Source organism: Nonomuraea sp. NPDC051191 (assembly GCF_044455665.1).
In the GTDB taxonomy this organism is placed as follows: Bacteria; Actinomycetota; Actinomycetes; order Streptosporangiales; family Streptosporangiaceae; genus Nonomuraea.
This window is the reverse complement of sequence record NZ_JBITEZ010000029.1, coordinates 104,830-115,292: the sequence shown is the minus strand read 5'-3', so window position 1 is coordinate 115,292 and position 10,463 is coordinate 104,830. Positions and strand designations below refer to the sequence as shown.

At 74.1% G+C, this 10,463-nt stretch carries 8 protein-coding genes; 4 read left to right on the top strand and 4 right to left on the bottom strand.

All coding sequences use genetic code 11. The features are described 5' to 3' along the window. Positions 1 to 187 precede the first annotated feature (187 nt). Positions 188 to 652, bottom strand: a complete 465-nt coding sequence (locus tag ACIA8R_RS49770; RefSeq protein WP_364104626.1) for a DUF1801 domain-containing protein — start codon at positions 650 to 652, stop codon at positions 188 to 190. A 61-nt stretch (positions 653 to 713) separates the two neighbouring features. Next, on the bottom strand, positions 714 to 1,169 hold the full coding sequence (locus tag ACIA8R_RS49765) for a carboxymuconolactone decarboxylase family protein (protein ID WP_357710830.1): 456 nt from the start codon (positions 1,167 to 1,169) through the stop codon (positions 714 to 716). 189 nt (positions 1,170 to 1,358) lie between these two features. Between ACIA8R_RS49765 and ACIA8R_RS49760 the strand changes: the two genes are divergently transcribed. Further along, positions 1,359 to 3,833, top strand: a complete 2,475-nt coding sequence (locus ACIA8R_RS49760; RefSeq protein WP_397044980.1) for a tetratricopeptide repeat protein — start codon at positions 1,359 to 1,361, stop codon at positions 3,831 to 3,833. A 24-nt stretch (positions 3,834 to 3,857) separates the two neighbouring features. Here ACIA8R_RS49760 and ACIA8R_RS49755 read toward each other — a convergent pair whose 3' ends face one another. Beyond that, the gene (locus ACIA8R_RS49755) at positions 3,858 to 6,575 is read right to left on the bottom strand and encodes a LuxR C-terminal-related transcriptional regulator (protein WP_397044978.1); all 2,718 of its coding nucleotides are present in this window, start codon (positions 6,573 to 6,575) and stop codon (positions 3,858 to 3,860) included. 126 nt (positions 6,576 to 6,701) lie between these two features. Here ACIA8R_RS49755 and ACIA8R_RS49750 point away from each other — a divergent pair, with 126 nt between their 5' ends. Beyond that, positions 6,702 to 7,316, top strand: a complete 615-nt coding sequence (locus ACIA8R_RS49750) for a dihydrofolate reductase family protein (RefSeq protein ID WP_397044976.1) — start codon at positions 6,702 to 6,704, stop codon at positions 7,314 to 7,316. Between the two features lie 75 nt (positions 7,317 to 7,391). On the opposite strand, the gene ACIA8R_RS49745 is transcribed toward ACIA8R_RS49750, so the two are convergent. Further along, positions 7,392 to 8,774 carry an MFS transporter gene (locus ACIA8R_RS49745; RefSeq protein WP_397044975.1) on the bottom strand — a complete coding sequence of 461 codons (1,383 nt, stop codon included), beginning with the start codon at positions 8,772 to 8,774 and terminating at the stop codon, positions 7,392 to 7,394. Positions 8,775 to 8,964: 190 nt separating this feature from the next. Here ACIA8R_RS49745 and ACIA8R_RS49740 point away from each other — a divergent pair, with 190 nt between their 5' ends. Together ACIA8R_RS49740 and ACIA8R_RS49735 are read left to right on the top strand one after the other, a co-directional pair. Beyond that, entirely contained in the window at positions 8,965 to 9,378 is a 414-nt protein-coding gene (locus ACIA8R_RS49740; RefSeq protein WP_357710818.1) for a VOC family protein, read from the top strand. 257 nt (positions 9,379 to 9,635) lie between these two features. Further along, positions 9,636 to 10,460, top strand: coding sequence for a nitroreductase/quinone reductase family protein (locus ACIA8R_RS49735; protein ID WP_397044973.1), 825 nt, complete (start codon positions 9,636 to 9,638; stop codon positions 10,458 to 10,460). The last annotated feature ends 3 nt before the right edge of the window (positions 10,461 to 10,463 follow it).

Here is a 10,463-nt window from a genome sequence, read left to right as displayed (position 1 = left end):
TCCATCGAGATGCGCGACACCGACGAGGACGTCTTCCGCGCGGCGGAGGAACTCGGTATCGATCTGTCCCGGCGTGAGCCGAGCAGCGTGGAAGAGGTCTGACGGTCACGTGCTCCACTGCGGCGGGCCGGGCCGGAGCAGGGTCCGGCCCGCCGCGGTGGAGCAGAACCCGGCGGGTTCCCGGACCTCAGCCCGCGGCCTGCTGCACGAGGGCGGCGATGCGCGCCTCGGTCTCGGGGGTCAGCTCCTTCAGCGCGAAGGCGCTCGGCCACATGGCGCCGTCCTCAAGGGTCGCCCCGTCGTTGAAGTCGAGGGTGGCGTACCGGGACTTGAACTTCGCCGCGGGCTTGAAGAAGCACACGACGCTGCCGTCCTTGGCGTAGGCCGGCATCCCGTACCAGGTCTTCGGGGTGAGGTCCGGCGCGGCGGACCTGATGATGGCGTGCACCGCCTCGGCCAGGACGCGGTCGTCCTCGGCCATCTCGGCGATCTTCTCCAGGATGTCGCGGTCGCCGTCGGCCGCCGTCGCCTTCCCGCCGCGCCGCGCGGCCTTCTTCAGCTCGCTGGAGTGCGCCTTCATCGCCGCGCGCTCGTCCTCGCTGAAACCCTCGAAACCCTTGTTGTCCGCGCCGGTCTTCTTCGTGGTGCTCATGGTGAAATCTCCTTCTTTGTGGGTTGGATGTTAGTACTGACCGTTTTATGGGTGGTGCGGTTCATCCCCAGGCGCCGGCGATCTGCCGGGTGGTGGCGTTGAGCCGGTTGAACAGGTTGGTCACGCCGACCATCAGCACGATCGCGGCGAGCTGCTTCTCGTCGTAGTAGGTGGCGGCCCTGTCCCAGACCTCGTCGCTGACCGCGTCGGACCGGTCGGCCAGCCGCGTGGCGGCCTCGGCCAGCTCCAGCGCCGCCCGCTCCTCCTCGCTGAAGTACGGGGCCTCCCGCCAGGCGACGACCGTGGCCAGCCGCTCCTCGCTCACCCCGGACTTGCGTCCGGTCTTGACGCCCGCGTCGACGCAGGCGCTGCACCCGTTGATCTGGCTGACCCGCAGGTGCACCAGCTCCAGCGTCTGGGCGTCCACCCCGCCGGAGTGCACCGCCTTGAACAGGTCCTGGATGGGCTGCATCGCGCCGGACAGAACGACGGCCGGGTTCTGCATACGAGACTGCATGGTGGTTCTCCCTTTTCGGGTTGCTTGTCCTGGTCGGCGCCCCGTCCCCCGGGGCGTGACTCCATCTCAGCCGAGCCGGCGCGCCACGACGATGCCCGTGGGACACCGTGGGACAGCCGGAATGCCGTTGGCCTGCGGTGATTCGTCCAGGTAAGTTTCCTTCGCGACGGGACAGAAAGGCAGAAACAGGTGACACGACAGCAGACGGCGGACCCCCAGGACGAGCTGGCCAACCGGCTACGCCTGCTCCAGGAGCTCTCCGGGCACGGCGTACGGGCGCTCGCCCGCGAGACGGGCCTCAGCTCGTCCTCGCTGTCGCGCTATCTCAGCGGCCAGTCGGTGCCGCCATGGGCCGCGGTGATCGAGCTGTGCCGCCTGGTCAAGCGCGACCCCCGCCCGTTGCGTCCCCTGTGGGAGCGGGCGACCAACCCCCTGCCGGCGCCCCCGAAGGCGAGCCGCCAGGTGCAGCCGCCCTCGCCGCCCGCCGGCGCCCCCCGTCCGCCGCGCAACGACCTGCCGCGCGACGTGCCGGACTTCACCGGGCGCGAGGCCCAGCTCGACGCCGTGCTCGCCGCGGTCGCCGAGAACCGGGTGGTGGCCGTGGACGGCATGGCGGGCGTCGGCAAGACCTGCCTGGCCGTGCACGCCGCCCACCGGCTCGCCGCCGACTACCCCGACGCCCAGCTCTACCTGGACCTGCACGGGTTCACCGAAGGTCGCGAACCGCTCGACCCCGACCCCGCGCTGCGGACCCTGCTCGCCGCGCTCGACGTCCCCTCGGAGAAGATCCCGCAGGAGGGCGGCATCGAGCCGCTGGCCGCGTGCTGGCGGGCGGAGCTGGCCGGACGGCGGGCCGTCGTGGTGCTCGACAACGCCGCCGGGGCCGACCAGGTCCGCATGCTGCTGCCCGGCGCGGGCGAGACCGTCACGCTGATCACCAGCCGCAACCGGCTGGTCGGCCTGGAGGAGGTGCCGCCCGTCTCGCTGGACGTGCTCACCCCGGAGGAGAGCGCGCGCCTGCTGGCCCGCGCCAGCGGCGAACCCGGCGGCCCCGACGGGCGGCTGGCCCGCGACCCCGAGGCGGCGGCCGAGGTGCTGCGGCTGTGCGGCCACCTGCCGCTGGCCCTGCGGCTGGCCGGGGCCCGGCTGCGGCACCGGCCCGGCTGGACCGCCGGCATCCTGGTCGAGCGCATGGCCGAGGGCCCGAGCGAGTTCGACACCGCCTTCGCCATGTCCGTACGGCAGCTCGACCGGGCCCAGCGCCGCCTGTTCCGGCTGCTGGGCCTGCTGTCCGGGTCCTCCTTCGACGACTACGTGGCCGCCGCGCTGGCCGGCGTGCCGCTGCGCAGCGCGCGGGCGATGCTGGAGGACCTGCTCGACGCCCACCTCGTCCAGCAGCCCTCGCCCGGCCGGTACACGCTGCACGACCTCGTCCACCAGCACGCGCGCCGGGCCGCCGAGGAGCAGGACTCGCCGGCCGAGCGGGAGCAGGCGCTGGGCCGGGTGCTCGACTACTACGTGCACGCGGCGGCCGCCGCCGACGCCGCGATGCCATACGAGTCGGGCAGCCGTGCCGCGTCGGCGGGCAGCCCTCCGGCCGATCTGCCGGTGTTCGGCAGCAAGCACGCGGCTCTGGGCTGGTTCGTCGCCGAGTACGGCAACCTGATGGGCGCCTTCGAGCTGGCGGTCGCCATCGGGGCCGACGCGCACGCGTGCGAGCTGCCCCGCTTCATGCGCGCGTTCTTCGCCCGGCGCTGCGGCACGACCCACCTCAACATGCTCTTCGAACGGTCGCTGGCGGCCGCGGAACGCCTGGGCGACCCGTGGCAGCTCGCCGAGGCGCACAGCGACCTGGGCTTCGCCCGCTACAACGCGGGCCGCATGGCCGAGGCCGGAGCCGCGTACGAGGCGGCGGCGCCCCTGGTGTCCCAGGCCGGCGACGCCCGCTCCGCGGCGGACCTGATGATGCGCCGCGGCTACCTGAGCTGGGACGAGGGCCACGTCGAGGAGCCGCTCGACCTCTTCCGGCAGGCGGCCCGGCTCTACGACGACGCCGGCTGCCCGATGGGCGCGGCCCACGCCGCGGCCGACGAGGCGTGGGCGATGTTGCAACTGGGACGCCGGGAGGAGGCGGCCCGGCTGGCCCGCGAGGTGCTGGCCCTGACGCACGGCGAGCCCGGCTGGCCCGCCACGCTGACCGCCCGGATCACCCTCGGCCTGGCCATCGTGCACGAGCAGCCCGACGAGGCCGCCGGGCACCTGCGCCAGGCCCTGGAGCTGGCCCGCGAGGACGGCCACAAGCACAACGAGGCGTGGTGCCTCAACTGCCTGGGCGTCGCCCTGCGCCAGACGGGCCGTCACGAGGAGGCGCTGGACAGCCACCGGCAGGCGTTCGCCCTGCTGGACGAGCTGTTCGAGGAGCACTGGAAGGTGCACTTCCTCTACGGCTACGGCGAGACGTGCCGATTGGCCGGCCTGCCCGAGGAGGCGCTGCGCCTGCACCGCCAGGCTCTCGAACTGGCTCCCAAGGTGGGCGCGCGGCACAAGGAGGTCCTGGCCCACGAGGGCATCGCGGCGGTGCTCGACGAGACCGACCCGGCCGCGGCGGCCGAGCACCGCGCGGCGAGCCAGGCCATCCGCCGCGACCTCGTTCCCGCCCCCTGACGTCACCGGCGTCCGGACGGGCGCTCACCCCGTACGCGTCGCGTCCTCCCCGTCGCGGGCGGACGTCGCGCGGGCGAGTTCGGTGCGGTTGGCGACCTGGAGCTTGGCGTAGACGTGCGCCAGGTGGGTCTTGACCGTGCCCCGGCTGACGAACAGCCGGGCGGCGATCTCCGGGTTGGACAGCCCTTCGGCGGCGAGCCCGGCCACCGACCGCTCGGCCGGGGTCAGGCTCTCCCAGCCGGATCCGGGCCGGCGGCGCGGCCCCCGGGCGCGGGTGGCGTAGGCGACCGCCGCGTCCAGGTCCATCGCGCGTCCCCGTTCGGCGGCCGTACGCAGGGTCTCGCCGTCCTCGCCGTCGGCGGACGGGAGGGGGCGGGGCGCGGCCCCGAGGTCGGCGCGGGCGCGCCCGGCGGCCCCGGCCAGCACCCCGGCCGCCTCGACGGCGCCGCGACGCAGGTTGAGCAGCGCCAGGGCCTCCAGGCTGGCCACGCGGTCGAAGACCAGGTCGTGCTCGACGCGGATGCGCAGGGCCTCGTGGTGCAGCCGCAGCGCGCGTTCGGGGTCGCTCTCGTGGGCGAGCAGCGCCTGCTCGTCCAGCACGCCGGCGCGCACGCGCGGCATCCGTCCGGTCACCGGCGACCGCGCCAGCACCTCCAGCACCCGCGCCGCCGACGCCTCCTCGCCGGACCGCCGCAGCGCCGCGGCCAGCACGATCTGGGTGTCGGGCGCAAGCCACGCCGCGTCGGGCTCGTCCTGCCAGCGCACCTCCTGCCAGCACCACTCCACCGCCTCGCGCGGGCGGTCGTGGCCGAGCGCGAGCATCGCCTGGGTGCGTTCCCACCCGGTGATGAACGGCAGCCGTCCCGCCGCGTCGAACAGGCGCTCCATGGGCTCCAGCGCGGCGGCGGCCTCCCGCAAGCGGCCCTGAAGGATGCGGATCTCCGCCAGGACGACCCGGGCCGAGCCGGTCCAATGCAGGTCGCGCAGCGGTTCCGCCGTCGCGACGGCCCGTCCGGCCAGCTCCGCGGCCCGCTCCAGCGTGCCCGACCGGGCGGCGGCCAGCGCCCACCAGCCCAGCGCGAAGGAGGCCACGCCGCGGTCGCCGCGCCGGAGCAGCCGTTCCACGACCGGCTCGAAGCACGCGATCGCCTGCCGGTAGTCGTCGCCGAGCACGTGCACCAGGGCGACGAACGCCTCCGCGCAGTCGGCGACGAACCCGTCCCCGGCCTGGACGGCCTCGTCCCGCACCGCGCGGGCCTCCGCCAGCGCCTCGGGGAGGCCCGTCGCCAGCAGGCCGATCGCGATCAGCGGCCCGGCCGGGCGGGCCGCCTCAGGAGCGCCGGCCGCCCGCGCCAGCTCCCGCGCCGCCCGCGCCACCTCGAACGCCTCCATGCCCGGCTCGGCGGTGTTGAGCACGAACGCCAGCGCCGCCAGGACCCGGGCCTGGAGCGGGCCGCGCTCGCCGGCGCCGAGCGCCGCGGCCCGGCGCAGCAGCGCGACGCCCTCGGCGCCGCGTCCCTCCAGGTGCCACAGCCACGCGCAGTCCGCGGCCAGGCGCCGCCCCCGCGCCGTGTCCGGACGCGACAGCCCCCACTCGATCGCGGCGCGCACGTTGGGGTAGGCGGCGCCGACCTGCGCCCGCCAGGCGTCCTTGCCGGTCTCCAGCAGCGGCGCCAGGCCCTCCAGCAACGACACGTGCAGGTCCAGGTGCAGGTCGCGGCCGGCCGTGTCCTCCTGCGCCTCCGCCAGGCGGTCCAGCGCGTACGCCCGCACCACCCCCAGCATCCGGTACCGGGCCACCGCGCCCGTCGTGTCGGCCACGACCAGCGACTTGTCGATCAGCCCCCGCAACGCCTTGAGCAGGCGCCCGCGGCCGGGCCCGCCGAGCTCGGCCAGGCGGGCCACGGCGTCGGCGGTGAAGCCCGGCTCGAACACCCCGGCGCGCCGGAACAGCACCCGCTCGTCGTCGTCCAGCAGGTCGTGGCTCCAGCTCATCGACGCCTGCAGTGTGCGCTGGCGGAAGGGGGTGGTGCGCGCGCCGCCGTCCAGGAGGTCGAAGGGGGCGCTCAGAGAGTCCGCGATCTGCGTCAGCGACAGGGCTCCCGCCCAGCCGGCCGCCAGCTCCAGCGCGAGGGGCAGCCGGTCGAGCCGGTCGCAGATCCGCCTGGCCTGCGACCCGGCCGCGCGGGCCGCCGTCCCGTCCGAGGGGGACGCCGCGGGCGGGTCGACGCGTTCGAGGAACAGCTCCAGGGCGTCGGCCAGGCTCATCGGCGGCACCGGCCACACCCGCTCGCCGGGCACGCCGAGCCTGGACCGGCTGGTGGCGACCACCGCCACGCGCGGGCACGCCGCCAGCACCGCCGCGACGATCGCGGCCGCGTCGTCCAGCACGTGCTCGCAGTTGTCGAGGACGACCAGGAGCTCGCGCTCCCGCAGCGCGGCGGCCAGCACCGCCACCGGGTCGCGCCCGGCGGGCAGCAGGACGTCCAGCGCGGCGGCCATCCGGTGGCCGACCTGGCCGCCGTCGGTCTCCTGCTCCAGGCCGACCCAGAAGACGCCGTCCGGCCACTCCCCGGCCGCCGCTTGGCACAGGCGCATCGCCAGCCGGGTCTTCCCGCACCCGCCCGGACCGGTCAAGGTCAGCACCCGCCCGGACGCCACCGCCGCGCCGACCGCCGCCAGCTCCTCGACCCGGCCCACGAACGACGACAACTCCGCCGGAGCATGACGAAAACCAGACATCGCCCGAAGTATGCCAGCAAATAGGCCAGGGGTTGGGCGGCATCTCTGCCAGGTGGCCGATGTTCCCGGCCTGCCCGAACGGCAGGATCGTGCACATCGGGAAAGCACTTCCAAGGAGAGTCGGAAATGACGCAGCACGGCAACGTCCAGGGCCGCAGGGTCGTCGGCAACATCTCGCTGTCCCTCGACGGCCGGGTCAGCGGCCAGGGCGGCGAGTACGACATGAGCTGGATCGTCCCGCACGCCGTCAGCGACGGCGCCCGCGACCACATGATCCGCGTGACGGGCGCCGCCACCACCGTCCTGCTCGGCCGGAAGAACTACGAGGGCTTCGGCTCCTTCTGGCCGGCGGTCGCCAAGGACGAGGACGCCGATCCCCGCGACCGGGCCTTCGCCCAGTGGCTCGACGAGACCGAGAAGATCGTCTTCTCCTCGACCCTGACGGACGCGCCGTGGCAGAACTCCCGCCTGGCCGAGGCCGGTCCCGCCGAGGTGGTCGAGCGGCTGCGGGGGCAGTCCGGGGGCGACATCATCGTCCTGGCCAGCGGCAGCGTCATCAAGGCCCTGCTGGCGGCGGACGCGCTGGACCGGCTCAGCATCACGCTCTGCCCGGAGGTGGCCGGCGGCGGCGCCCGGCTGCTGGAGGACGGTCTGCCCGCCTCGCACTGGTCGCTCACCGACCTGTCGACCACCGACTCGGGCGCGATCTGCCTGCTCTACGACCGCCTCCGCCAGGGGTGAGCGCCGGGGCGGGGCAGCGCCCCTGGCGCCGGAAGACAGGCGGGGGAGCGGACCGGGGCCGGTGGTCAGGCGGGGTCAGGCGGGGAGCGGGGCGGTGGCGCGGTGCCTGGCGAAGGTGAGGGCGACGACGGTCCCGAGCAGCATGCCCGCGGCCGCGACGAGCACCGCCGTACGCATCCCGGCGGCGAGCGCGGGCCCGGTGGCCTCGCCCACCCCGCCGGCCGCGACCAGCACCGCGAGCCCGAGCGCCGCGCCGACCTGGAGCGCGGTCGAGGCCATGCCGGACGCGATCCCCTGCTCGCCGGCCACCACGCCGGTGGCCGAGGCGATCCACATCCCGGTCCAGGTGAGGCCCTGGCTGACGCCCGAGACGACGATGCCGGGCAGCACCCCCCAGTACGACCCGTCGGCGCTGATCCCCAGCGCCAGCAGCGCGGTGCCCGCCGCCCCGCCGACGGTGCCGATGAGCAGGGTGACCCGCATCCCGATCCGCCCGGCCAGCCGCCCGCCGAGCTGGGTGCCGAGCGCGATCAGCAGGGACGGCACCAGGAACGCCAGCCCGGTCGCCACGGCGCCGTACCCGAGCACGGTCTGGAAGTAGAGGGTCAGGAAGTACGGCAGTGCGTTGAAGGTGGCGCCGAAGACCAGGATGACCGCGATGGCCGAGCCGAGGCTGCGGTTGCCGAACAGCCGCAGCGGCATGAGCGGGTCGGCGCCCGCCTTCTCGACCGCGACGAACGCGCCCAGCAGCACTGCGGCCAGCACGAACCCGCCGGTGATGAGCGGTGAGCTCCACCCGGACTCGGGGCCCTGGATGAGGGCGTAGGCGAGCAGGCTGACGCCCCCGGTGGCCAGCACCGCGCCCGGGACGTCGAACCGGCGGCCCCGCGCGCGGGCTCCGTCGGCCGGCAGCAGCAGCCAGGCGCCCGCGATCGCGACGACGGCGAGCGGCACGTTGACGTAGAAGACCGCCTCCCAGCCCCACGCGCCGGTCAGCAGGCCGCCGAGCAACGAGCCGAGCGCCAGGCCGCTGGCGCCCGCGCCGCTCCAGACCGCCAGCGCCCTGTTGCGCGCGCTCCCCTCGGCGAAGCCGGTGTTGACCAGCGCCAGCGTCGCCGGGAACAGCAGCGCGCCGCCCAGCCCCTGCACGGCCCGCGCGGCCACGAGGGTCCCGGGGCTCTGCGCCAGCCCGCCGGCCAGGGAGGCGATCGCGAACAGCGCCAGCGCGCCCACGAACATCCTGCGGTGCCCGAGCAGGTCGGCCGCCCGGCCGCCGAGCAGCAGGAACCCGCCGTACGCGACGGCGTAGGCGCTGGCCACCCATTGCAGGGTCTGCGGGGAGAAGTCCAGCTCGGCGCCGATCCGGGGGAGGGCGACGAAGACGATGTTGAAGTCGAGCGAGGTGATGAGCTGGGAAAGGGCCAGCAGGGCGAGGATCAGGCCGGGGCGGCGTCTCACGGGTGCACCTTCATACGATAGTTCGGGAAAAACGTACAGTTCGGGATCTTCGTACAATTGGTGAGGGCTCGTCAAGTCGTCGTGCGGGGCCGGTGGGGCAACCGGTCAGGAATCGAGAAGCGCCCGGAGAGGGGCCTTCCGTAGCGTGGCTCTCATCGTCAGAACGTCTGAAGCGTCAAGGAGACAAGGCATGAAAGCGCACGTCAGCTCGATCCTGCTCGCCGTCCAGGACATGGACCGGGCCAAGCGGTTCTACACCGAGGGCCTCGGCTGGAAGATCCAGAACGACTACGGCATCTCGGTGTTCTTCGAGTCGGACGGCGCCTCGCCCGTCGGCTTCTACGGCCGCGAAGGTCTGGCCGGCCTGGTCGGGCTGAGCCCGGAAGGCAGCGGTTTCAGCGGGGTCGTCCTCACCTATGTCGTCCGCAGCGAGGCCCGGGTCGACGAGATCATGGAAGAGGCGGAGAAGGCCGGCGCCACGATCCTCAAGCCCGCCGGCGCCCTGCCGTGGGGCGGCTACGGCGGCACCTTCGCCGACCCCGACGGCTACGTCTGGAGCCTGGGTTACAGCGACCAGGGCGAGGACCAGCCGTACGCCGAGTAGCCGCGTCGGACGCCTCCCGTGGAGGCGGCGAGGTCCGGCGCCGACGCCGGACCTCGCCGCGCCGGCCGCGTCATACGGCCGCTTTGCGAAGATTGTTGTGATGAAGTAGCGTCGCCCCCGTGACTGCCGGGTCGGCCTTGGGCCACGAACCAGAGAGCAGCCCGGCCCTGGCGTGACCGCCCGGCGGGCGCGCGGCCCGCCGCTTCCTCTTCTCCCTCTCAGCACGTCAGAGCAGAGACCATCACCCATGGAGAAGAGTGGATTTCAACAAGCAGGTCATCGACGAGTTCCGCGCCAACAACGGCCAGGTCGGGGGCTATTTCGAAGGAGCGAGACTGCTCCTGCTCACCACGACCGGCGCGCGTTCGGGAAAGCCGCACACGACCCCGCTCGGCTACCTGCCGGACGGCGGCGAGCGCATGCTGGTCATCGCCTCCGCCGGGGGAGCGCCGAAGAACCCCGCCTGGTACCACAACCTGCGGGCCGAGCCCCGCGCGACCGTCGAGAGCGGCGTCTTCGTCTTCGACGTCGAGGCGGAGATCCTGGAGGGGGCCGAGCGGGACGCCGCCTTCGCCCGTGCCGTGGACGGCGATCCCGGCTGGGCGGACTACCAGGCCAAGACGGCCCGCGTCATCCCGGTCGTCGCGCTGAACATCGTGCCGGGCCCGCCCCGGTCGAGCGCGCCCTCCGGCGGGGCGTACCTCAAGCTGGTGCACGACGGCTTCCGGCGCGAGCTGGCGCTGATCCGCAAGGAGCTGACCGCCGGCGGCCGCCCCGGCCTGGGCGTGCAGCTGCGGATCAACTGCCTGACCATGTGCCAGGGGCTGCACAACCATCACACCGGCGAGGACGCGATGATGTTCCCGGCGCTGGCCGAGCGGCATCCCGAGCTCGCCCCGGTCATCGAGCGGCTGGCCGGGGAGCACGAGCGCATCGCCGTGCTCGTGGCGGAGCTGAAGGAGGCCCTGTCGGGTGAGGACCCGGTGAAGGTGCGCGCGGAGATCGAGCGGCTGACCGACGAGCTCGAAGCGCACCTGACGTACGAGGAGGAGCAGCTCGTGCCGATCCTCGACCTCGCCTGAGCC

Bases quoted from the DNA above. Each gene is read 5' to 3' on its own strand.
- ACIA8R_RS49740 (WP_357710818.1), top strand. From the start codon at position 8,965: ATGAAAGCGCACGTCAGCTCGATCCTGCTCGCCGTCCAGGACATGGAC.
- ACIA8R_RS49750 (WP_397044976.1), top strand. From the start codon at position 6,702: ATGACGCAGCACGGCAACGTCCAGGGCCGCAGGGTCGTCGGCAACATC.
- ACIA8R_RS49770 (WP_364104626.1), bottom strand. From the start codon at position 652: ATGAGCACCACGAAGAAGACCGGCGCGGACAACAAGGGTTTCGAGGGT.
- ACIA8R_RS49765 (WP_357710830.1), bottom strand. From the start codon at position 1,169: ATGCAGTCTCGTATGCAGAACCCGGCCGTCGTTCTGTCCGGCGCGATG.
- ACIA8R_RS49755 (WP_397044978.1), bottom strand. From the start codon at position 6,575: ATGTCTGGTTTTCGTCATGCTCCGGCGGAGTTGTCGTCGTTCGTGGGC.